General features: G+C 63.6%; 12 protein-coding genes and 5 pseudogenes. 9 read left to right on the top strand and 8 right to left on the bottom strand.

All coding sequences use genetic code 11. The features are described 5' to 3' along the window. Position 1: 1 nt before the first annotated feature. The 5 genes from A7D16_RS05690 to A7D16_RS05670 form a co-directional block, all read right to left on the bottom strand. Entirely contained in the window at positions 2–1285 is a 1284-nt protein-coding gene (locus tag A7D16_RS05690) for an EAL domain-containing response regulator (protein ID WP_064630664.1), read from the bottom strand. A 26-nt stretch (positions 1286–1311) separates the two neighbouring features. Beyond that, complete coding sequence (locus tag A7D16_RS05685) at positions 1312–1827, bottom strand: chemotaxis protein CheW (protein ID WP_064630662.1); 516 nt, start codon at positions 1825–1827, stop codon at positions 1312–1314. Positions 1828–1837: 10 nt separating this feature from the next. Then, on the bottom strand, positions 1838–3994 hold the full coding sequence (locus A7D16_RS05680; protein ID WP_064630660.1) for a methyl-accepting chemotaxis protein: 2157 nt from the start codon (positions 3992–3994) through the stop codon (positions 1838–1840). Between the two features lie 68 nt (positions 3995–4062). Then, a complete protein-coding gene (locus A7D16_RS05675) occupies positions 4063–6066 on the bottom strand; it encodes a chemotaxis protein CheA (protein WP_064630658.1) in 2004 nt (667 codons plus the stop codon). An 18-nt stretch (positions 6067–6084) separates the two neighbouring features. Then, positions 6085–6414 carry an STAS domain-containing protein gene (locus A7D16_RS05670; protein ID WP_064630654.1) on the bottom strand — a complete coding sequence of 110 codons (330 nt, stop codon included), beginning with the start codon at positions 6412–6414 and terminating at the stop codon, positions 6085–6087. A 982-nt stretch (positions 6415–7396) separates the two neighbouring features. On the opposite strand from A7D16_RS05670, the gene A7D16_RS05665 reads away from it, so the two are divergent. The 9 genes and pseudogenes from A7D16_RS05665 to A7D16_RS05635 all read left to right on the top strand — a co-directional run bounded on the left by A7D16_RS05665 (position 7397) and on the right by A7D16_RS05635 (position 17035). Further along, positions 7397–7957, top strand: coding sequence for a hypothetical protein (locus tag A7D16_RS05665; RefSeq protein ID WP_064630696.1), 561 nt, complete (start codon positions 7397–7399; stop codon positions 7955–7957). A 13-nt stretch (positions 7958–7970) separates the two neighbouring features. Next, positions 7971–8492 (top strand): annotated as a pseudogene (locus tag A7D16_RS24315) (phospholipase effector Tle1 domain-containing protein); the annotation flags it as partial. Between the two features lie 582 nt (positions 8493–9074). Continuing rightward, positions 9075–10357, top strand: a pseudogene (locus A7D16_RS21295) (hypothetical protein); the annotation flags it as partial. Between the two features lie 109 nt (positions 10358–10466). Next, positions 10467–11030, top strand: a complete 564-nt coding sequence (locus A7D16_RS05655; protein ID WP_064630652.1) for a hypothetical protein — start codon at positions 10467–10469, stop codon at positions 11028–11030. A 13-nt stretch (positions 11031–11043) separates the two neighbouring features. After that, positions 11044–11319: a hypothetical protein gene (locus A7D16_RS05650; protein ID WP_064630650.1), complete on the top strand. Its 276-nt coding sequence runs from the start codon at positions 11044–11046 to the stop codon at positions 11317–11319. A 52-nt stretch (positions 11320–11371) separates the two neighbouring features. Further along, on the top strand, positions 11372–11914 hold the full coding sequence (locus A7D16_RS05645) for a hypothetical protein (RefSeq protein WP_064630648.1): 543 nt from the start codon (positions 11372–11374) through the stop codon (positions 11912–11914). Between the two features lie 12 nt (positions 11915–11926). Continuing rightward, positions 11927–12478: pseudogene (locus A7D16_RS24520) on the top strand (phospholipase effector Tle1 domain-containing protein); the annotation flags it as partial. An 819-nt stretch (positions 12479–13297) separates the two neighbouring features. After that, positions 13298–16342: pseudogene (locus A7D16_RS22365) on the top strand (hypothetical protein); the annotation flags it as partial. Beyond that, positions 16278–17035: pseudogene (locus A7D16_RS05635) on the top strand (hypothetical protein). The pseudogenes A7D16_RS22365 and A7D16_RS05635, both read left to right, overlap by 65 nt. A 66-nt stretch (positions 17036–17101) precedes the next feature. On the opposite strand, the gene mfd reads toward A7D16_RS05635, so the two are convergent. The 3 genes from mfd to A7D16_RS05620 form a co-directional block, all read right to left on the bottom strand. After that, positions 17102–20566: a transcription-repair coupling factor gene (mfd, locus tag A7D16_RS05630; RefSeq protein WP_064630642.1), complete on the bottom strand. Its 3465-nt coding sequence runs from the start codon at positions 20564–20566 to the stop codon at positions 17102–17104. Between the two features lie 562 nt (positions 20567–21128). Then, positions 21129–21671 (bottom strand): GNAT family N-acetyltransferase, encoded by a 543-nt coding sequence (locus A7D16_RS05625; protein WP_047697449.1) that lies wholly within the window; start codon positions 21669–21671, stop codon positions 21129–21131. A gap of 379 nt (positions 21672–22050) precedes the next feature. Next, positions 22051–22959, bottom strand: coding sequence for a 23S rRNA (adenine(2030)-N(6))-methyltransferase RlmJ (locus tag A7D16_RS05620; RefSeq protein ID WP_064630640.1), 909 nt, complete (start codon positions 22957–22959; stop codon positions 22051–22053). Positions 22960–23103 lie beyond the last annotated feature (144 nt).

The raw sequence follows: 23103 nt of genomic DNA, 5'->3' as shown, positions 1-23103 counted from the left end.
CTCAGGCCACGTCCGCGTCGCTGGGGACGCTGTTATCGCTCAGGCGCGCAATGCGTACGGCATGTTCGCGCCACCACTCCGACAGCATCGGCCCGGGCATCGGCGAGCCCATCAGATAGCCTTGTGCCAGATCGCAGCCGAGTTCGCGCAATAGCCGCCAATCCTCGGGCGTTTCCACCCCTTCGGCCACGGCGGTGAGTTCCAGCCGATGCGCCAGCTCCAGCGTGGATTCGAGCACGGTGCGCTGGCTGCGGCTGCGATGCGCGGCATGCACGAAGCTGCGGTCCAGCTTGAGTTCGGTGAACGGGATGCTGGCCAGACGCTGCAGCGACGAAAAGCCGGTGCCGTAGTCATCGATGGACAGGCCGAACCCATGCAAGCGCAAACGCGCCAGCATGCTCAAGGCATTGGCCGGCTCCACGATGGCGCTTTCGGTGAGTTCCAGCACCAGGTCCGCCGGGCTCAGGCCGTTGTCGCTCAGCTTGCCGCACAGCTGCTCGAGAAAATTCTCTTCGCCCAGCAAGCGGGGCGACAGGTTCAATGCCAGGCTCAGCTCGAAGCCTTCGGCGCGCCAGTCCACCAATTGCGCAATGGCCTTGTCGATCACCTGCTGGGTCAACGCATGGATCAGGCCTTCGCGCTCGGCCAGCGGGATGAAGCGGTCCGGGCCGATCATGTCGCCCTGCGGGCGGCGCCAGCGCGCGAGCGCTTCCACGCCGCGCAGGCGGCCATCCTGCAGATCGAGCTTGGGCTGGTAGGCCACGCGGATCTCGCCGCGGCGCATCGCACGATCCAGTCGCGAGGCGGCCGCGCCGCCGCTGGACATCAGCGGCGAAATCGCCACCGGCGCGAACACGGCAGCGTCGGCGGCCGGCTCCGGTTCGCAATCCAGCACGGTGGCCAGGTCCTGCAGGTTCATCGGTTTTTCGATACCGCCGAGCACGCGCACGCCGGCACTGCGGCTGAGTTGCATCACCGCATCGATCAGGGCGCCGCCGCGTTGCGACACCACCACCACCGGCACGCTGTATTTGCCGCGGGCCAGGGCGTCGAGCAACTGCACGCCGTCCATGCCGGGCATTTCCAGATCCACCAGCAACAGCGATGGCGCGTCGGCGCCCGTCAGCCATTCCAGTGCCGCGTGCCCGTCGACTGCACCGTCGACCACGCTGGCGCCGAGCTGGCGACACAACGCCATGGCGTGTTCGCGCTGGACCACGCTGTCGTCCACGACCAGGACCGGGCCGGCCAACGCACAGTTGCAGGAGAGAAGGGCAGGGCGCATGGGAGTCCTTGGGTGCATGCGTGAGGTCACGCCGCCAGTTCGGCGGCCGGGAGCTGGGCGAGTGCGTCGTTGCCCAGCACGGAATCGGCATCGAGCAGGATCACGAAACGCTCGCCGATCTTGCCCATGGCATGGATGAAGTCGCGCGCGATGCCGGCGCCGAAGCTGGGTGTGTCGAGGATGTCGGCCGGCGCGATGTCCAGCACCTCGCTGACCGCATCCACCAACAGCCCGAGCACCTGATGCACCTCGCCGTGCGCGATTTCCACGATCACGATGCAGCTGCGCTTGGTGATCGCGCTGGGGGTGCGGCCGAAGCGCTGCTGCAGGTCCACCACCGGTACCACCGCGCCGCGCAGGTTGATCACCCCGCGCAGCGCCGGCGGCATCATCGGCACGTCGGTGGGCGCGCGGTATTCGATGATTTCCTTGATGCCCAGAATGCCCAGGCCGAACATCTCGCCGCCCAGCAAAAACGTGAGGTATTGCTGCGGTGCCGGCGACGGCAGCGCGTTGGGGCCGGTTGCAGTGTGCGCGTGCATCGTCGGCTCCTCAGAAGCTGGCGAATTGCGATTCGTCGATCGCATCGGCAGTGGCGGCCACCGCGCTGATCTGGCGCACGTTGGTGCGTCGCGGCGGCGCGCTGCTCACAGCGGCGGGCGCGTGCGTTGCAATCCGGCGCGGCCCCGGCCTGCTGCTGCCCGAGGTGGTGCCGCGCCCGCCATTGCCCAGCCGGAAGAAGCCCATCAACTGCTGCAGCTGTTCGGCCTGTGCGCTCATTTCTTCGGACGTGGCCGCCAGCTCTTCGGCATTGGCCGCGGCCGATTGGGTGGTCTGGTTCAACTGGCCGACCGCAGTATTGATCTGGCTGACGCCGGCGGTCTGTTCTTCGGAGGCAGCGGCGATTTCCTGCACCAGGTCGGAGGTGCGGCGGATCGAAGGCACCATCTCGCCAAGCACGCGGCCGGCGCTTTCGGCCAGTTCCACGCTGGATTCGGCCACTTCGCCGATTTCCTGCGCGGCAATCTGGCTACGCTCGGCCAGCTTGCGCACTTCGGCAGCCACCACCGCAAAGCCCTTGCCATGTTCGCCGGCACGCGCCGCTTCGATGGCGGCGTTGAGCGCAAGCAGATTGGTCTGGTAGGCGATGTCGTCGATGATGCCGATCTTCTTGGCGATGTCCTTCATCGCCACCACCGTGGCGCGCACGGTGTCGCCACCGTCGGCCGCTTCGCTGGCGGCCTTGGCGGCCATGCTGTCGGTGACGCGCGCGTTTTCGGTGTTCTGGGCGATGGAGGCGGTCATCTGCTCCAGCGAGGCGCTGGTTTCTTCCACGCCGGCGGCCTGTTCGCTGGCGGCCTGCGCAAGCGCCTGCGCGGTGGCGCTGACTTCTTCCGACGCACTGGCCAGATTTTCGGCGTTGCGGTTGACCTCATCGACGATCTCGGTCAGCCGGCTCATGGTGGTGTTGACGTAGCGCTGCATGTCGGCGAACGCGCCTTCGTAGCGGCCTTCCACGGTGTGGGTGAGGTCGCCTTCGGCCATCGCGCCCATCACCTGGATCACTTCGGAAATGCTGCGCAGATTGCCGCGCGCACGCTCCACGGTGTCATTGATGAAGGCCTTCTTGCCGGGCAGCTGCGCCAGCGGCGCATCGAAGTTGCCGCGGCCGAATTCGGCCACCACGCCCATCGCCAGTTTCTTCACCGCGATATGCGCGCCCACCATCTGGTTGATGCCCAACGCCATGCTGCGGAAGTCGCCATCGAAGCGCGCGCTGTCGATCACCACGTCGATATCGCCGGCCTCGTGTTCGGCCGACATGTGGTTGATCTCGGCGATCAAGCCGGTGAGGTTGCCGCGCACCTGTTCGATGGTGTCGTTGATGAAGCGCTTCTTGCCCGGCAGCAACGGCAGCTGCGCGGTGAAGTTGCCGCGGCCGAATTCGCCCACGCAGGTGATGGCCTGCTTCTTGACCGCGATATGGCTGGCCACCATTGCGTTGATGCCTTCGGCCATGCGGCGGAAATCGCCGGTGAAACGTTGCGTGTCGATGACCACATCGATATCGCCTGCGTCGTGCTCGGCCGACATGCGGCTGACCTCGGCGACCAGGCCGGTGAGGTTGCCGCGGATCTGGTCGACCACGTCGTTGATGAAGGCTTTCTGGCCCGGCAGGCGCTCCAGCTCGGCGGCGAAGTTGCCGCGGCCGAACTCGGCCACGCACGTCATGGCCTGCTTGTTCACTGCGATATGGCTGGCGACCATGCGGTTGATGCCATCGCCCAGGGTGCGGAAATCGCCGTCGAAGCGCGCCACGTCGATGCGCGCCTCGATCTGCCCGGCATCGTGTTCGCGCGAGACGCGGTTGATCTCTTCGTTGACGTGGCGGATGCCGCTCTGCACCTTGCGCAGGCCGCGCAGCACGTCGCCGGCCCGCTCGTCGCGTGTCTGCGGCAGGGCGATATCGAAGTTGCCGCGCGAGAACGCCTCCAGCGTGGTGCTGGCCAGCACCAGCGAGTCGCTGGCGATCCATATTGCCCAGACCAGCAAGGCGCCGCTGACCAATGCGGCGGCGATGCTGGCGCCCAGCAAGGCCGCGTGCGACAGCGTCAATGTAGAGCCGGCGACGACCACCACAACGGGCAGGGCGACGGCTAGCGCGGCGGTGAACCACAACTGTGTGGCGAACGGGAGACGGTGTGACATGGCGGTGGCTTCCTGGGGTCAGGTAACGACAAACGACGCGGTTCGTGCGATAGCGATGCTGCGAGCGCTCAGGCCGCCAACGCGTCCTGGTTGGGGTGCAACTGCTGAATCAGGCTGGGCACATCCAGAATCAGCGCGACATCGCCGCTGCCCAGAATGCTCGAGCCACTGATGCCTTTGACCTGCGCGAAGACCTTGGACAGTGGCTTGATCACCGTCTGCCATTCGCCCAGCAAGGTATCCACGACCAGGCCGAAACGCTGCGCGCCCTGGCGGATCACCACGATGCTTTCGCGCGCGGGCGTCTTGCCGCCGAGTGCGAACAACTCTCGCAGACGCACATATGGCAGCACGCTGCCGCGCAGGTCGATGTAGTCGCTGGTGTAGTCGGGCGTGAACTCCACGCACTCTTCCACCACGTCCAGCGGCACCACGAACACCGATTTACCGACACCGACCTGGAAGCCGTTGATGATGGCCAGGGTCAACGGTAAGCGCACCGAAATGGTGGTGCCCACGCCGGCCGTGCTGTCGATGTCGACCGTGCCGCGCAATGCGGTGATGTTGCGCTTGACCACGTCCATGCCCACGCCGCGGCCGGAGAGGTTGGTGACCTTTTCTGCGGTGGAAAAGCCCGGTTCGAAGATCATCGCGAACACCTCGCGATCGGTGGGCTGGCGGCCGGGTTCGATCAGCCCGCGTTCGAGTGCCTTGGCCAGGATGCGGTCGCGGTTCAAGCCGCCGCCGTCATCGGTGATCTGGATGACGATACTGCCTGAGTCGTGATACGCATTGAGCCCGACGGTGCCGCGTGCGGGCTTGCCGCGCGCCACGCGCACATCGGCCGGCTCGATGCCGTGGTCCATTGCGTTGCGCACCAGATGGGTGAGCGGGTCGCCGATTTTTTCCACCACCGACTTGTCCAGTTCGGTGTCTTCGCCGGCAACGACCAGCGCGATGTCCTTGCCCAGTTCGCGCGCCACATCGTGCACCACGCGCTGGAAGCGGCTGAAGGTGCCGCCGATCTTGACCATGCGCAGCTGCAATGCGCTTTCGCGCACGTCTTCGACCAGGCCGGCCAGGATCGAGGCCGATTCCAGCAATTGCGCATCGCCGGTGCGTTGCGCATTGGCGTTGGTGCTGGACACGGCAATGATGAGTTCGCCGACCAGATCGATCATGCGATCGAGTTTGTCGGCATCCACGCGAATGGAGCGCGCATCGCTGTTGCGTGCGCCTGCATCCGCTGCGGGGCGTGCGGGTGCGGGAACTGCGGCCAGCACGCTGGCAATCGGTGCCGTTGCAACAGCTGTAGGCGCGCTTTCGGGAATGGCGGCAATGTCGGTCGGTGCGGGCACTGCCACGACCTCCAGATCGCAATCTTCGCGCACGAATTCGAACACTTCTTCGATCGCGGCGCGGTCGGTATCGCTGCGCAACAGGATCTGGAAACCCAAGTAATTGGCTTCCGGATCGAGCTCTTCAAAGCTCGGCAGCTGGCTGTGATCGGTGCTGATCGCTTCGACCGAGCCCAGGCTGCGCAAATTGCGGATCAGCTTGAGCGGCGAGTTGCCGAAACGCAGCGCGTCGGCGAATAGTTTGAGCGTGATGCGCCAGTAACCGCTCTGTTTTTCCGGCGTGCTGTGCTGGATGGCGGTTGCGGTCACGCCGCAGGCGCTGCCTTGCAGATAGGTCTGCAGTTGCGCCAGCAGTGGCTCTGCTTCGGCAGCCAGTGCGGCCGGGTCGGCGTGGCTCGGGTCTGCGGCGGTTTCCACCAGCGCGTGGATATGGTCGCAGCACACCAGCAGCAGCCCGATCAGTTCCGAACTGAGCGTGAGCGCTTCGTCGCGCACCAGGTCCAGCACGCTTTCCACCACATGGGTGAAGCCGACCAACTGCGGCAGGTCGAACAGGCCGCCGGAACCCTTGATGGTGTGCGCGGCGCGGAAGATGGCATTGACCGCATCCGGCGACGACTCGCCACGCTCGGCTTCGAGCAGGTGGCGTTCCATGTCTTCAAGCAGGTCCCGGCTCTCGGCCAGGAACGTCTGCATCAGTTGGTTCATGTCCATGCGCGCGTCACCAGTCCGTTAGTGGATGCGTTCGCCGATGCCGGCAACCGCATGCGGGTACAGGGCTTCGAGCAGGCCGAGCAGTTCGATCACATCGACCACCGCACGGCTGGAATCGGTCAGCGAAAACGGTCGGCCATCGGCCTGGATCGCCTGCTTGGTGGCCAGCAACAATTGCAGGCCGGTGGTATCGATCTCGTTGACCGCGCCCAGATCCAGATGCAAACCACCCGGATGCAGCAAGGCCGGTTGCAGCAACGGCTTGAGCTCGGCCGCGCGACGAATGGTCATCTCGCCCTCCAGGGCGAGTGTCAGCGGTGCGGGTAGATCGGACAGTGGGGTGTTCATTGATGCCTCAAGCGATGCGATGACGCACGGATGCGTGCCATGACGCGGGGAAAGGTCGCTGCGGCGTGGGCTTGCGTGGGCAACTCTGCGCACGCGGACATGCCGGTCTAAGCAGATATCGGCGCCCAATCGAAATATTTAGGCAAAATTCAGCGCGATGACGGATTTGCGAAGCACGTCACCGCTTGGGCATTAACTGCTCAGCTTTGTCGCAAGCAGGCTCAGGAGGCGAATGTCCCGGACAGTCCTGCAGGACAGATAGCCGCATTTCGGCCGAAATCTTTAATGCCTGCGGCAGGGCGATCTGCAGCGTCGCTGCAGATAAGGCGCATGAGGCAAGCAGCTTACGTGGCGCGCCTGGAGTGAATGACGTGATGGGTTTAGCGAAAATTCCGCATCGCATTCGATTCAATTTGCCCAGTGACCGCAATGCGATCGACGCATCCTTGCGAGGTGCATGGTCGAGGTCGTTGCAAAGAGCAAACGCAACCGGTGAGGTGTGGTTGTTATCTCGGTGCCAGCATCGTCAACAACCCGCGTGCCGTATTGAAACGATCCACACCTTCCGGCAGCGGCAGCTTGATGCGCAGCTTGTCCGGCGACCGATCATGTAGATCTTGGGCAGCTTCCGAATCACTGCGAACAGTCTGGTGGTGAGCTTGGCCCGTAAGGACTGAGCGGCTTGCTGTGCAACATCGCCACCCGCGCGATCCTGCAACCGGCCTTGGCCTAGCATGCTCACGCGTTGCCTCCATCCAGCAATCGCCGCCATCGCCACAGGAAGTGCAGTGCGAGCAGACTTTGTATCGCTACCGTCTTTTCGGAACGGAGTTGCAGCCGCAGTGGCGCGAGGCGATCGAGTTGGTGACGTGGTGCATTTCTTGTACGCAGGAAGAGCCTGCTTTGCTATATTTCGACGGGTGTGCTGTAGCTGATACATACCTGCATCGCTCCCGCGCCCTTCGACATGGAGTCCCTCCACATGTTCAACATTCCTAATCTGCATCTGGCGAGAAAAAAGCCTGGCGAGCCGTGGCCGCTGCGGTTCGATAGTTATTCGTTCGATGCTCGCTGTTATCACACCTTGCGATGCAGCATCACCTTTGCTCGGCAGCAGCATTCTCTCCATGTGGCTGAGCCTTCCGGAGAGCCTTACAAGCCGAACTGGAAGGATAACTGGACTGGAGGCTTCGGCAGCACCGAAGAATTCGAGACGCGCGGCTTTCCTTCGACAGTCGATATCCGCTGGACGGCGATGGATGGGGTGGAGCGCTACGTAGAAGTCGATTTGGAAAAGGTGTTTCCCGGCCATCTGATCCTGCACAGCGTCCCCCAGGAAGATGTAGATGAGTTCTGGATGGTCTACGGCTACTTTGGGGACGGCTGGCGCAACGCGCATATTCTTCTGGAGGTCAACGACCGCACGATCAATGTCTATATGCGGACCGACATCCTGACCAAAAATTTGGTCGATCCAGAACATGATCCGCTCAAGAAGATCAGTCGTGACGAATTGATCCTTGCCTGGACCAAGACTTACTGAGAGAGCGCTGGAAATGGACAAGAAGATCGTTCTCCAGCTGGGCGAGGATGGCCTGCCGCTCGATGACGTGTCGCATTATGCCGCGACACCAGAGCAGCTGCGTACGTACGAACAAGCAGCTGAAGACCTCTCTCGGCTTAAAGTGCCGCAGCTGCTGGATCGTACCGACCCGCATTCGTATCTGATCGTTGGCTTGATGGATGGCACCGGCAATGACGCCGACAAAGATCCGATGCACGCCACCAACGTTGCGAAATTCAGAGCTCAGCTCAGGAGTCTGAAAGAGGCCGGTGAAGAACGGCTTTACGTCGAATACATCGAAGGCCCCGGCACCCAAGACAGTCCGATAGCGAAAGCGCTCGATGGTGCTACTGGACGCACCAGCCTGTTCCGGGCTGAAACGATGCATCGAAAACTGATTGATCAGTCCCGGAAAATATTCAAAGCCGACCCAGAAGCAAAAATTGCCTTCCATCTGGAAGGTTTCAGCCGCGGTGCCAGTCAGGTTCCGCTGCTGGCCCGCATGATCGATGCGCGCGGCATTCCCGATCTTGACGGCGGCATCCGCAGCATTGACGAAAACGGCCAGCCACTCTACAACCGCTATCACCAGCCTCCCGGTCTGACGCCGATGACAGTGGGCCTGTACGACCCTGTCGCCACCGGCTACATGGAGCTGTTCGACCGGCGCTTGCCGCCGTCGGTGGTGGGCGGTGTGCAGTTCAGTGCCAGCGAAGAACGGCGTGGCTTGTTCAAGGCCGAGCACAGCATCCCGCTTGGCATCTCCGACGATGGCCGTTTCGGGCATGTTTCGCTTGCCGCCTATCACTCCAATATGGGCGGCGGCTATCTGCGCGATGGGATGAGTATCCGCACGCTCAACCTGATGACCGATTACCACAATGGATTGATCAGCGAGCCGCTGTTCTATCGCCTGCAGGAGCCGACCGATCCGCGCATCAACGTGCTTCACCGCTCGGAAGAGGGCAATCTGCTGTTCCGCGGGTGGCCGAAAGTAGACCGTGCGACACCCGATGGGCAGTTGCGCCAGCTCACCGCCGATTACGGGCATTACGTGCCCCCAGGCGAGGTTGCCACTATCCCCGTACAAGCGCCCGAAGCGCTGCGTAGCGAGTTGGCGCACATGCTTCAGAGCGCACGGCCGTTTCAGCGGACGGCGCTGATCGACACGGCCATCTCCACCAATGGCGATGCCTTCATCGCTCGGCTGTCGCAGTCTGTTGATGCCGCAACGCTGGAAATCCGTCCCTACCCACCACCGATGCTCGCCAGCTCTGGCGTGCGCGCCGCTGGCGCGCTGGGCGTGGCCGCCACGCTGTACGAGGCGCAAGCGTCAGGCGAGAAGATCGCCACGTTGCTCTCGCAAAGCAACCCACTGGCCGCGCAATCGGAGCTTGCGCATTTCGCCGGCCGCAACGTCGGTGGCTGGGCCGGCGGAACGGCTGCTGCGTATGCCCTGGGTGCATCTGGCGCTGGCCCGATGGCGCTGATCGCCGCCGATGCCTACGTGATGAGCAAGGCCGGCGAGAAGGCCGCCGACCTGCTCGACAACCGCGCCATCTACAACCAGACCGACCGCGCCGGCACGCAGTGGTCGTTCAACGGCACTGCATGGACGCGCGAAGGCCAAGCCGACACCAGCAACGATGGCATCGACAACCCACCACCACGCAGATTGTCGCCAGTTACGCCAAAGCCCGCGAACTCAACTACCAGGCCACCAACGCCGCTGCCGCGCTGGCGCTCAAAGATGCGCCCGCACCGCAAAATCCGTATCGCCTGCCGGCAAGCGCCGGCGATCCGCCCAGCCTGAGCGCGGCCGATTGGGCGCGCGATCCCAGCGATGGGCAATGGCGGCGCACGGTGCAAAGCGGTGTGGTCGCAGACGCCGACAGCGCTGTCTACCGTACCGATATCGCACCGCCACCGCGCGCAGCGGAACTGGACGCACAAGCGCAGCAAGTGATCGCCGGCAACATCGCCAACAGCCCCGGCGCGATTGCCGCACGCTATGAGCTGGCGTATCAGCGCAGCGGCTGGGCGGCAGCCGGTTTGCCATTGTCGGACACGCTCCGCCAAGCGCTGCCCAATCCAGACGCCCTCACCGCCTCCGACGGGCAGCAGTATCGCCGCGATGCCGACGGCCGCTGGACCGGCGCGAGTGGCGCTGCGTCAGGCAATGTGGCGCTGGAGCTGGACACCACCCGCGCGCTCCTGCAACCGGCGCTGGCCGAACATGCCCAGGCCGTTGCGGCGCTTGCGCAAACCCCGCCGTCTGCCCAGGACCTGCAGCGCGAGGAAACGCTGTATCGCTACCGCATCACTGGCACCGAACTGAAGCCGGAGTGGCGCGAGGCGATCGATCTGGCGACCCAGCGGTGCGTTTGTTGGATGCAGGACGAGCCTGCTTTGCTATATTTCGCTGCGTGTGTTTTAGCTGATAACCACATGACTCACTACCGCGCCCTTCGACATGGAGTCCCTCCACATGTTCAACATTCCTAATCTGCATCTGGCAAGGAAAAAGCCTGGCGAGCCGTGGCCGCTGCGGTTCGATAGTTATTCGTTCGATGCTCGCTGTTATCACACCCTGCGATGCAGCATCACCTTTGCTCGGCAGCAGCATTCGGCCAGCGACTTGAATAAGCCTTCGGGTGAGCCTTACGCGCCCGATTGGAAAGATCATTGGACTGGAGGCTTCGGCAGCACCGAAGAATTCGAGACGCGCGGCTTTCCTTCGACAGTCGATATCCGCTGGACGGCGATGGATGGGGTGGAGCGCTATGTCGAAGTCGATTTCGAGAAGATTTTTCCCGGCCATCTGATTCTGCACAACGTTGCCAGAGAAGATATCGATGAATTTTTCATGGTCCACGGCTATTCCGGAAACGGGCGGTATCACGTCTACATCTTGCTGGAAGTCAACGACCGCACCATCAATGTCTATATGCGGGCCGATGTCCTGACCAAGCACCTTGCGGACCCCGAACACGATCCGCACATAAAAATCAGCCGTAACGAATTGATCCTGGCCTGGACAAAGACCTACTGACGGAACATGCGCCATGGACAAGAAGGCTGTGCTGCAACTGGGCGAAGATGGCCTGCCGCTGGACGATGTGTCGCATTACGCAGCCACACCGGAGCACCTGCAAACGTACGACCAGGCGGCGCAGGACCTATATCGCTTCAAGTTGCCGCAGTTGTTCGACCGGGCCGACCCGCATTCGTATCTGATCTTCGACCTGGTGGCGCAGGTAAAGATGCTCATAAGTGCCCGCTACCTGCCACCAATGCGGTTAAACATTAAGCGGATTTCTCAGGCTATATTGCAGTTCTGACCTGTATCTCCCGATACAACAAGCACCCCCATCCGAGAGTGGCGATCCTAAGATGTTCAACATCAAGAATCCGTTCGAGAAAAAGATGCCGCACGAGCCGTGGCCGCTGCGGTTCGATAGTTATTCGTTTGGGGCACGCTGTTATCACACTTTACGGTGTAGCATCACATTCGATCGACAGCAGCATTCGGCCAGCGACTTGAATAAGCCTTCGGGTGAGCCTTGCGCGCCCGATTGGAAAGATCATTGGACTGGAGGCTTCGGCAGCACCGAAGAATTCGAGACGCGCGGCTTTCCATCGACAGTCGATATCCGCTGGACGGCCATGGACGGCGTAGAGCGCTATGTCGAAGTCGATTTGGAGAAGATTTTCCCCGGCCATCTGATCTTGCATAACGTTCCGAAAGAAGAAGTTTTTGAGTATTGGGCAGTACACAAAAGGAAAGTTGCGCTAATTCTTTTGGAAGTGAATGACCGCACGATCAATGTGTATCTGAAGTCATGGGTGCTCACCAATCGTTTGAAGTCTCCAGATGATCCCAGTTTGAAGATGAGCCGGAACGACTTGATCCTGGCCTGGACCAAGACCTACTGAGGGAGCGCTCGAATGGACAAGAAGATCGTTCTGCAGCTCGGCGAAGATGGCCTGCCGCTCGATGATGTCTCGCACTATACCGCGACACCAGAACAACTGCGTACCTACGAACAAGCAGCGGAAGATCTCGCTCGGCTCAAGGTGCCGCAACTATTGGATCGTGCCGACCCGCACTCGTATCTGATCGTCGGTCTGATGGATGGCACAGGCAATGATTTTTACAAAGACCCGCTGCATGCCACCAATGTTGCCAAGTTCCGCCAACAACTGGAGGATCTGGAAAAGGCTGGTGAGAAACGACTCTACGTCGAATACATCGAAGGCCCCGGTACTCAGGACAGTCTGCTCGCAAAAACGCTCGATGGCGCTACCGGCCGCACCAGCCTGTTTCGGGCCGAGGAAATGTATGAGCGCCTGAAGGCACAGTCGCAGAATATCTTCCAGGCGGATCCCGAAGCCAAGATTGCCTTTCATCTTGAAGGGTTTAGTCGCGGTGCCAGCCAGGTTCCGCTACTTGCCCGCATGATAGACGCACGCGGCATTCCAGATGAGGAAAGTTTGACCCTGGTTTCAGATACAAACGGCAACTTGATCGAAACCTACAACCGCTATCACCAGCCTCCCGGTCTGACGCCGATGACAGTGGGCCTGTACGACCCGGTCGCCACCGGCTACATGGAGCTGTTCGACCGGCGCTTGCCGCCGTCAGTGGTGGGCGGTGTGCAGTTCAGTGCCAGCGAAGAACGGCGTGGCTTGTTCAAGGCCGAGCACAGCATCCCGCTTGGCATCTCCGACGATGGCCGTTTCGGGCATGTTTCGCTTGCCGCCTATCACTCCAATATGGGCGGCGGCTATCTGCGCGATGGGATGAGTATCCGCACGCTCAACCTGATGACCGATTACCACAATGGATTGATCAGCGAGCCGCTGTTCTATCGCCTGCAGGAGCCGACCGATCCGCGCATCAACGTGCTTCACCGCTCGGAAGAGGGCAATCTGCTGTTCCGCGGGTGGCCGAAAGTAGACCGTGCGACACCCGATGGGCAGTTGCGCCAGCTCACCGCCGATTACGGGTATTACGTGCCCCCAGGCGAGGTTGCCACTATCCCCGTACAAGCGCCCGAAGCGCTGCGTAGCGAGTTGGCGCACATGCTTCAGAGCGCACGGCCGTTTCAGCGGACGGCGCTGATCGACACGGCCATCTCCACCAATGGCGATGCCTTCATCGCTCGGCTGTCGCAGTCTGTTGATGCCGCAACGCTGGAAATCCGTCCCTACCCACCACCGATGCTCGCCAGCTCTGGCGTGCGCGCCGCTGGCGCGCTGGGCGTGGCCGCCACGCTGTACGAGGCGCAAGCGTCAGGCGAGAAGATCGCCACGTTGCTCTCGCAAAGCAACCCACTGGCCGCGCAATCGGAGCTTGCGCATTTCGCCGGCCGCAACGTCGGTGGCTGGGCCGGCGGAACGGCTGCTGCGTATGCCCTGGGTGCATCTGGCGCTGGCCCGATGGCGCTGATCGCCGCCGATGCCTATGTGATGAGCAAGGCCGGCGAGAAGGCCGCCGACCTGCTCGACAACCGCGCCATCTACAACCAGACCGACCGCGCCGGCACGCAGTGGTCGTTCAACGGCACTGCATGGACGCGCGAAGGCCAAGCCGACACCAGCAACGATGGCATCGACAACCCCACCACCACGCAGATTGTCGCCAGTTACGCCAAAGCCCGCGAACTCAACTACCAGGCCACCAACGCCGCTGCCGCGCTGGCGCTCAAAGATGCGCCCGCACCGCAAAATCCGTATCGCCTGCCGGCAAGCGCCGGCGATCCGCCCAGCCTGAGCGCGGCCGATTGGGCGCGCGATCCCAGCGATGGGCAATGGCGGCGCACGGTGCAAAGCGGTGTGGTCGCAGACGCCGACAGCGCTGTCTACCGTACCGATATCGCACCGCCACCGCGCGCAGCGGAACTGGACGCACAAGCGCAGCAAGTGATCGCCGGCAACATCGCCAACAGCCCCGGCGCGATTGCCGCACGCTATGAGCTGGCGTATCAGCGCAGCGGCTGGGCGGCGGCCGGTTTGCCATTGTCGGACACGCTCCGCCAAGCGCTGCCCAATCCAGACGCCCTCACCGCCTCCGACGGGCAGCAGTATCGCCGCGATGCCGACGGCCGCTGGACCGGCGCGAGTGGCGCTGCGTCAGGCAATGTGGCGCTGGAGCTGGACACCACCCGCGCGCTCCTGCAACCGGCGCTGGCCGAACATGCCCAGGCCGTTGCGGCGCTTGCGCAAACCCCGCCGTCTGCCCAGGACCTGCAGCGCGAGGAAACGCTGTATCGCTACCGCATCACTGGCACCGAACTGAAGCCGGAGTGGCGCGAGGCGATCGATCTGGCGACCCAGCGCACGCGCGCGGCACATGGCCTTGCCGGCGATGGCTCGATGAAACTTCAACGCGGCCCCACCGGTGCGTTTGGTGCCGATAGCCCGATCGCGCATTTTCAACGCGATGCCGATGGGGTGGACCGTCTTGCCGCAGTCACCAGCAGTGAGGACATCCGTCAGGCGTTGCAGCAGGTGCGGGCGCAACAGACGCAGCCGGCCTCGCCGGACCAGCCGGCACTTCACTTCACCGCCACGGGGCACGCATCGGATGGCTCGGCCAACGGCGATGCATCGAGCGCCAACGCATCGTCCGGCCCGCAATTGGTGCTGGATCTGCAGGCGCGATCGCAGGCGGCACGCGTGGCGCAGGCGCGGCAGGAACGCGAACAACAAGAGCGTCTTGCGCAAGCGCAACACGCCGCGCAGGTGCGCGAACACATCCAGCAGGCACAGCCCGAGCGTGAAGGCCGCTCGCAGAGCGAACAAGCGCTGCAGGCACACGCGGTGCTGGATCGGCAAAACCAGGCGCAGCAGCGCGAACACCAAGAGCGGGAGGTGCAGGAGCGTCAGGCCCAGGACAACCAGCAGCGGGAACAGGAAATAGCTCAGGCCCAGCAAGTGCAAAAGCACGCCCAGGAGCAGCAGGTTCAGGACGCTCGCAGTCCTGAGCAACAGCCGCTGCATGCCAAGGACGCTGTAACGCCCGAGCAGGAGCCACGCGCACATCAAATTGCTCAGCAGGTACAGCACCAGACCCAAGACGCGCAGCAGCCCGAGCCGGCACTTGAAGTGCAGAACGTGCAAGCGCACGAAACGCACACCCACGCGCAGACGAAGGCGCAGCAGCAGGTATCGCATGGGCAATCGCAGGCAGCCGAGATGGCGCAGCCCCATACACTCGGCCAACAGACGCGAGAACAGCGCACCCGCGACACGGAACAACGCGACGCGCAAACCGCTGCGATCGCGCATGAACCATCGGCATATCCGCAACATGATGCAATTGTGCGCGAGCAACAGCTGCCGACGGCGCCAGCGTCGGTTGCTGGGCACGATGTGCCTGCGCAACAATCCAATGACCCCGCACACGCGCATCTGGCTCAGATGACCAGCGCACCAACGCCGCGATCGCTCGCCACACCGATGGCAGCTGAGCACAACAACGCGCAACACACGCCGACGTCGCAGTGGCAAGCGATGGAAGCTCTTGATAATTCGGCGGCAATGTCATCGCACAACCGCCTCACGCAGACTGTTGGGCAATCACTGAAAGAAGACCGTGCCGATCGCTCTGCCGACTCGCCTGAAAGCGTAGCTCCGGCAATCCAGGTGCCCTCGGTCGCCCAGACTGTGGAGCAGGACGCACCCGCTGCCCCAGCACCTGGAAGCCCGGAATCGTGGCAGGCAACGCTACAAAAATTGCGTGCGTTGCGCGTCCAGCTCGAACAGGATCTTGAGACAGAAAACCGCATCTCACAAGCGCGGCAAGCGCGCATCGCACGCGGTCAACAACCGTATACGGCGCTGGAATTGCGTGACGGATACGACCCGGATGGCCCCTCCGCGCTGAGGAAAATCGCTTCCAGTTCCCAAGGCGCCGTCTCCCGAACAGATGCAGATACCGCTATTGCGCAGACAGGCAGCGAGCAGAGCGATGGACTGCAACCCAGGCGTAGGGCTATCAGCAAGAATTCGGACGTCAACGATCTGATCTATGCCATCGACTCCAAGAACGACCTGGCGATCGATGAAGCCTTGAAGCGGATCGCCAACAGCGCCAGCACCCATGCCTTGATCCAGCGCGGCCGTGAACACCTGGAAGCCAAGGCCATGCAGGAAGCACAGGAACAGGTAACCGCACATCAGGCGCTGGCAATGGACATGCCAGCAGAAGTGCAAACCAGCCGTGGCCCGGTAATGGTGATGACGCTGCCGCAGTTCGCCCACGGACCCATGATGCAGGGCGGACCGCAGGGTGATGGCGGTGGTGGCGATGGCGGAGGAGGTGGTGGTGCAGGTGGTGGAGGCGGTGGCGGTGGGTGACCGGCCGCTCGTACAGCGCATCGATTTTTTGAGAGGAACACCACGATGGAGATGCAGGGCAGAGCTGTAGTGGTCGATGCCGACGCCGCGTTGAAGGCATCCAATCAGACATTGCGGGAAGCGATCGATGTCATGGCAACCTTGATTGCCACGCAACAGCAAGCAGAGCAACGCCTGGAAGATCTGGTCCGGCAACAGCTGCAGCTATTACAGAGCGCAGTCACTAACGCCGATCAGCGCATCAACCGGGTGCTGGAGAACGCGCTCCCGCGGCTGACGCAATTGAGCCATCAGGCGTTGGAGCAGACACTTGAACCGGCAGCCGCGCGGTTCAACAAACAGATGGCCGCTGCGGGACAGACGCTTCAGCAGGCCACCCAACGCTACGCGCAGGCACAGCGCAGCCTGGAAACCACTGCCCAACGCCGCATGTGGATCGGCCTCTTCGCCATGGTCGTTGGGGCCATCATGGCCGTGGGTGGTGCGTCTTACGCGGTCATCGCAGCCAAACCGATCCTGGCCGAAGCCGCGCAGCGCCGGGCAGAAGTCGCCTATCTGGATCGTGTGATCCGCGCCAATCTGGTTCCCTGCGGCAAAGACAGGCTATGCGCGGAGGTCGAGAAGAAGGGCGCGCGCTATGGCGATAGAGGTCAGTATCGGGTGATCGTGCTTCGCACCTCTACTCCGCAATAAAAGCCGGCCAGTAATGCCGGCGTGCGGGGCATGCGCTCCCGATATTGGCAGGCGTGCGTCGTGTTCTTACCCCGGTGCCAACGCCGCCAACAATCCACGCGCCGCGTTGAACCGGTCGGCGCCTTCGGGCATCGGCAGCTTGATGCGCAGTTTGTCCGGGCCATCCATGGTGTAGATCTTCGGCTGTTTCTGGATCATCTGGATGATGGTCATCGGGTCGATCGCCGGCTTGGCCTCGAACACCAGCCGGCCGCCGTTTTCGCCCAGATCCAGCTTGCGCACACCCAAGGCGTTGGCCTGCAGCTTGAGCTCGGCAATGGCGAACAGGTGCTTGACCGGATCCGGCAGCAGGCCGAAGCGGTCGATCATTTCCACCTGCAATTCGCGTAGCGCATCGGGATCGCGTGCACTGGAAATGCGCTTGTACAGCGTCAGGCGCGTATGCACGTCCGGCAGATAATCCTCCGGAATCAGCGCCGCCACATGCAATTCGACATCGGCGCCGCGCACTTCTTCGCCGGCATCCAGATCGGGCAAATTGCCCTGGCGGATGCTGCGCACCGCGCGTTCCAGCAGTTCGGTGTAGAGGCTGAAACCGACCTCGGCCATCTGCCCGCTCTGGTCTTCGCCCAGCAATTCGCCGGCGCCGCGAATTTCCAGATCGTGCGTGGCCAGGGTGAAGCCGGCGCCCAGCTCGTCCATGGACGCAATCGCTTCCAGGCGCTTTTCTGCATCGGAGGTCATCGAACGGCGGTCCGGCACCACCAGGTACGCATAGGCGCGGTGATGCGAGCGGCCGACGCGGCCACGCAGCTGATGCAACTGGGCCAGGCCGAAGCGGTCGGCGCGGTTGATGATGATGGTATTGGCGTTGGGAATGTCGATACCCGATTCGATGATCGTGGTCGACAACAGCACGTTGAAGCGCTGCTTCTGGAAATCCAGCATCACCCGTTCCAGCTCGCGCTCGGGCATCTGCCCATGCGCGATGCCGATGCGCGCTTCCGGGACCAGCTCCGACAGATCGCGCTGCATGCGTACGATGCTTTCCACATCGTTGTGCAGGAAGTACAGCTGCCCACCACGGCTCAACTCGCGCTGGAATGCTTCGCGCAGCAGCGTGTTGTCCCAGGCAGTGATGAAGGTCTGCACCGCCAGCCGGTTCGGCGGCGGGGTGGCGATGATCGACAGGTCGCGCAGCCCGGCCATGGCCATATTGAGCGTGCGCGGGATGGGGGTTGCGGTGAGCGTGAGCAGATGCACATTCGCGCGCATCGCTTTGAGCGCTTCTTTTTGCCGCACGCCGAAGCGCTGTTCTTCGTCGACCACGACCAGGCCGAGATCCTTGAACTTCACGTCCGGCTGCAACAGCCGATGCGTGCCGATGATGACGTCGATATCGCCGCTGGCCACCTTCTCCAGTTCGGCCTTGATTTCCTTGGTGCTCTTGAAGCGCGAGAGCACTTCCACCTTCATCGGGTAATCGGCGAAACGGTCGCGGAAATTGCGGTAATGCTGTTCGGCCAGCAGCGTGGTGGGCACCAGCACGGCCACCTGTTTGCCGGCACTGGCGGCAGCAAACGCAGCGCGCACCGCGACCTCGGTCTTGCCGAAGCCGACATCGCCGCAGACCACGCGGTCCATCGGCTGGCTGCTACCCAGGTCGCGCAACGTGGCATCGATGGCGGCAAGCTGGTCGGCGGTTTCTTCGAAAGGAAAGCCGGCCGCAAACGGTTCGTACATCGCGCGGTCCACCTGCAATGCCAGGCCCGCACGCGCACGGCGTCGCGCCTGGATTTCCAGCAGTTCGGCGGCCACATCGCGTACCTTCTCGGCCGCCTTGCGCTTGGCCTTGGTCCATTGTTCGCCGCCCAGCGAATGCAGCGGCGCGGTCTCGGCCGAAGCGCCGGAGTAGCGGCTGATCAGGTGCAGCTGCGCCACCGGCACATACAGCCGGTCGCCCTTGGCGTATTCGATCTCCAGGAACTCGCCGGGCATGCCACCGGCATCGAGCACGATCAGGCCGCGGTAGCGGCCCACACCGTGGTCTTCGTGCACGATCGGCGCACCTTCGGACAGCTCGCCCAGATCGCGGATGATCGCTTCCGGCTCGCGCCCGACCCGGCGTGTGCGGCGCGGCTGATTGGCCCGCTCCGGGAACAGCTGGCGCTCGGTCAACAGCGCAATCTGCGGTTGATCCAGTGCAAAGCCATCTTCCAACGGCGCCACGGTAATGCCGAAACGCAGCGTGCCGGCCAGGAACGCCGGCACGTCGGCCACTACCTCCGGCTTCAACTGCGCGGCGGCCAGCACTTCCATCAAGGCTTCGCGGCGGCCGGCCGAATCGGCGGCCACCAGCACGCGCCCAGGGTAATGGCTCAGGAACGAGGCCAGTGCCTGGCCCGCCGGGGCGTCCTTCGCGGCCACCGGCAGCGGCGGCAACGGCTGCTCGCCGAGCGGGGTGGCGTCATCGATGCGCGCGTGATCGCTGGCCCACACTTCGATGCGCGCCAGCTTGTTGAGCCGTTCGCGCAGCGTGTCCGGGGATTGATACAACTCGTCCGGCGGCAGCAGCGGGCGTTCCACATCGTGGCGGCGCTGCTCGTAGCGATTCAGCGTCTGGGTCCAGAACGCATCGGCGGCATTGGATACGCCGGTCGCAATCACCGGCAGCACGCGTTTGTCCAGGTAATCGAACAGCGTTGCGGTCTTGGCGAAGAACATCGGCAGGTAATACTCGATGCCCGAGGGCGCAAGCCCGGATTTGAGATCCTGATACAGGGCGCTGCGGCGGGTATCCACATCGAAGCGTTCGCGCAGGCAGGCCAGCACGCGTTCAACGCTGGCGTCGTCCATCGGCACTTCGCGGCCGGGCAGCATCTTGACCGCGTGCACCTTGTCCAGCGAGCGCTGCGATTCCGGGTCGAACACGCGGATCGAGTCGATATCCTCATCCAGCAATTCAACGCGCAACGGCGTGTCTGCGCCCATCGGAAACACGTCGAGCAGGCCGCCGCGCACCGCAAAATCGCCGGGGTCCATCACCTGCGGCACATTGCGGTAACCGGCGCTTTCCAGGCGGCGTTTTTCCGCATCCATGTCCAGCCGTTGGCCGACGGCGAGGTCGAAACTGCCACCGACGATGTAGCTCAGCGGGGCCAGCTGCTGCAGCAAGGTCTGTACCGGCACGATCACCACGCCGCGGGTCAGGCCGGGCAGGCGGTGCAGGGCGGCCAGACGCTGGCTGATGATTTCCGGGTGCGGGCTGAACTGGTCGTAGGGCAGGGTTTCCCAATCGGGAAACGGCACCACCGGCAGCGCGGAGTGCTCGCCGAGCAAGGCATGCAGGTCGGCTTCGATCTGGTGCGCGCTCTGGTTATCGCGGGCGATCACCAGCAGCGGGCCGGCATGCGCCTCGGCTGCCCGCGCAATCGACCACGCCAGCGCAGTCGGAGAGGACGGGGCGCGCCAGTAGGCGCGGAGCTGGCCGGACTTGGGCAGCGGCGGAGAGGGGAAGGTAGGCGACGGCATCAGCCCACAATTTTATCAGAGCCCCCGCCACGGCCGGTCCATCTGGCGCGAAAGGTGGTTTGGACGGTGTGTGTACGAGGGCGCGTCGGGGGTACAGGCCTCGCGAGCGGTTGCGAGGTCATGCATCTGTGTTGTTGGCGGCTCTCTGTGGGGCCTGGAAAGTCCAAAGCCGCGCTGGTCGAGTACGCGGTGCCCTCACCGCTTGCGGGACACGCCGTTAACCCGTCCATGGGGGCTCGGTGGCGGCATCCATGCCGCCAACGGTCCCGCAACCGGCGAGGACACCGCGCCAGACAGTTGGTCGGTGGTTTTACTGAAGAGCGAAGACACCGCGTCGCCGATCTGCTGATCGCTGTTCTGAAAACTCTGAGCACCGACCAACTTGACTGGTCCTTGCCCGCCCACCGTCGCGGGACCTTGAGCGGCATGGACGCCGCGCCAGAGCCTCCAGGGACGGATTCACGGCGTGTCCCGCGATGGTGGGCGGGCAAGGGCCCTGCAGCAAACGAGCAGCCGAGCCGCTTCGACGAATCCCCAATCCCCAATCCCGAATCCCAGCCCCTCAGGCATCCAGCTCCAGCACCATCCGCACCAGCTCCGGCGAATCGGGGTGCGCCTGCGGCTTGAAGCCCAGCGACTCGGCCAGTTGCAGCATCGGCACGTTGCTCTGCAGCACGTCGCCGAACAGGCAGTCGAGATATTTGCGGCGCGCCCACTTCACCAGCTTGCGCATCAATTGCCGGCCCAGGCCCTGGCCGGCGACGAAGCTGCTGACCAGGATGGTGTATTCGGCCTGGCGGGTGCCCGGCACCAACGCGGCGCGGGCGACCGCGCCGACCAGCGCTTCGCCGGGTGGCAGCTGTTCGGCGGCAACCAGCACGATCTCGCTCTTGGGGTTGGGATGGGTCAGGCGTTGCACCATCTCCGGGGTGATTTCGGCGGAGGAGCGCACGAAGCGCGCGCGGATTTCCTCTGGACCCAACAGGCTGAATGCCCCTTGCAGCGGCGGGCCGTCTTCGGGACGGATCGGGCGGAGCAGAAGGGTGCGGCCATTGGGCAGGCTGAAGTTTTCATGCCACGGAGGCATGCGATTGCGAATGGCCATGACCGGTGTTCCTTGAAGATCGGAAGATTCTGGCACCAGCCCGGCGCGCAACCGTGAATGAATCCGGTGCAGCGTCGGGGGCCGACAGGAGGTGGCAGTGCTTCCCACACAACTGTAACGAGCTGAGCCGTGAGCCGGTCGTGAGCTTGGCGGTTGGCTCCGGCTGCCGGCAGCGTGGCTGCGCCGCAGGTGCGCGTCCGGCCAGGTTGACGTTAGCCCTGGAGCAGCGAAGACGCAGGCCACTGGTTGCGCTGCATCGGTGCCACGCGGTGGCAGCACTTGGCACGGTGCGCCGATGAGCGACTGCAGCGCGTCGGCCATCCTGCAGCGCCTTACCGCCTTGCTGTTCCCGGCAGCCAGAGAAGTGCGCGGCGCCGCATCACGCGTCCTGGCGCAGCCATTCCAGCCGGGTCGAGGCGCCGGGCTCGCCGAGATGCTTCTTCAGCACCGGCAGCGCCGGCGCCAGCACCTTGTCGAACTGCCAGGGCGCATTGACGATCAACAGCCCGCTGCCGGTCAGGCGCAGCGGCGAGTCGTCCGGGCGTACCTGCAGCTCGGCAACCAGCACCGACTTGGCCGGCAACGTGGCGGCCTTGCGCATGAACGGCTGCAGGCTGCGGCGCAGCTTGATCGGGTACCACACCATGCAGATCGCCTGCGGCCAGCGCGCCAGGACTTCGCGCACGCTGTGGATGATCTGCTGGTATTCGGCGTCTTGCGATTCGTAGGGCGGGTCGATCAGCACCAGCCCCCGGCCGATCTTGGTTTCGCCGGCACGTGGCGGCAGAAACGCACGGATGGCTGCATAGCCATCGCCGGCATGCACGCGCACGCGGTTGTCCTTGGCGAACAGGCCCTTGAGCGCCTCGGCTTCGTCCGGCTGCAATTCGCAGAACGCCATACGGTCCTGCTCGCGCAGCGCCTGCGCGGCCAGCAACGGCGAGCCGGGGTAGTAATTGAGCTGGATGCCGGCGGTGGGGCGTGTGGGCTTCTGGCCGGGCGTGGCCGGGCGAGCGACGGCCTGGTTGTCGGCCTGCACCGCGCGCAGGTAGCGCTCGACCACGTCGGGCAAGGTCGCCTCGGCCATCAGCCGCATCACCCCGGCATCGGCTTCGTTGGTCTTGCGGCTTTCTTCGCCACCGAGCTGATAGCGCCCACGCCCGGCGTGGGTGTCGAGCACGAAGAACGGGGTGTCCTTGCGCTTGAGGGTGTCGATCAGGGCAAGCAGGGCGATGTGCTTGAGCACGTCGGCATGGTTGCCGGCATGGAAGGCGTGGCGATAGTTCATCGCGGCAGTGTAAGCGGGCGCGCTGGTTTGCGCAGGTCTGCAGGTCTGGATGCGGCCTGGGCAGCCGGCGCGCCGGATGCTGACGCACATGGCGGCGTGGCATGGCGTTGCCGCTGGGTGCCTTGCCTGCAGCGGCCATCGCTT

This window comes from Xanthomonas nasturtii (assembly GCF_001660815.1).
Classification (GTDB): domain Bacteria; phylum Pseudomonadota; class Gammaproteobacteria; order Xanthomonadales; family Xanthomonadaceae; genus Xanthomonas; species Xanthomonas nasturtii.
The sequence above is the reverse complement of the archived record's forward strand: the minus strand, read 5'-3'. Positions and strand labels throughout refer to the sequence as shown.

Excerpts from the sequence above, each read along its gene's own strand:
- A7D16_RS05690 (WP_064630664.1), bottom strand. The coding sequence starts at position 1,285 with ATGCGCCCTGCCCTTCTCTCCTGCAACTGTGCGTTGGCCGGCCCGGTC.
- mfd (WP_064630642.1), bottom strand. The coding sequence starts at position 20,566 with ATGCCGTCGCCTACCTTCCCCTCTCCGCCGCTGCCCAAGTCCGGCCAG.
- A7D16_RS05685 (WP_064630662.1), bottom strand. The coding sequence starts at position 1,827 with ATGCACGCGCACACTGCAACCGGCCCCAACGCGCTGCCGTCGCCGGCA.
- A7D16_RS05650 (WP_064630650.1), top strand. The coding sequence starts at position 11,044 with ATGGACAAGAAGGCTGTGCTGCAACTGGGCGAAGATGGCCTGCCGCTG.
- A7D16_RS05680 (WP_064630660.1), bottom strand. The coding sequence starts at position 3,994 with ATGTCACACCGTCTCCCGTTCGCCACACAGTTGTGGTTCACCGCCGCG.
- A7D16_RS05620 (WP_064630640.1), bottom strand. The coding sequence starts at position 22,959 with ATGAACTATCGCCACGCCTTCCATGCCGGCAACCATGCCGACGTGCTC.
- A7D16_RS05645 (WP_064630648.1), top strand. The coding sequence starts at position 11,372 with ATGTTCAACATCAAGAATCCGTTCGAGAAAAAGATGCCGCACGAGCCG.
- A7D16_RS05670 (WP_064630654.1), bottom strand. The coding sequence starts at position 6,414 with ATGAACACCCCACTGTCCGATCTACCCGCACCGCTGACACTCGCCCTG.
- A7D16_RS05665 (WP_064630696.1), top strand. The coding sequence starts at position 7,397 with ATGTTCAACATTCCTAATCTGCATCTGGCGAGAAAAAAGCCTGGCGAG.
- A7D16_RS05625 (WP_047697449.1), bottom strand. The coding sequence starts at position 21,671 with ATGGCCATTCGCAATCGCATGCCTCCGTGGCATGAAAACTTCAGCCTG.
- A7D16_RS05675 (WP_064630658.1), bottom strand. The coding sequence starts at position 6,066 with ATGGACATGAACCAACTGATGCAGACGTTCCTGGCCGAGAGCCGGGAC.
- A7D16_RS05655 (WP_064630652.1), top strand. The coding sequence starts at position 10,467 with ATGTTCAACATTCCTAATCTGCATCTGGCAAGGAAAAAGCCTGGCGAG.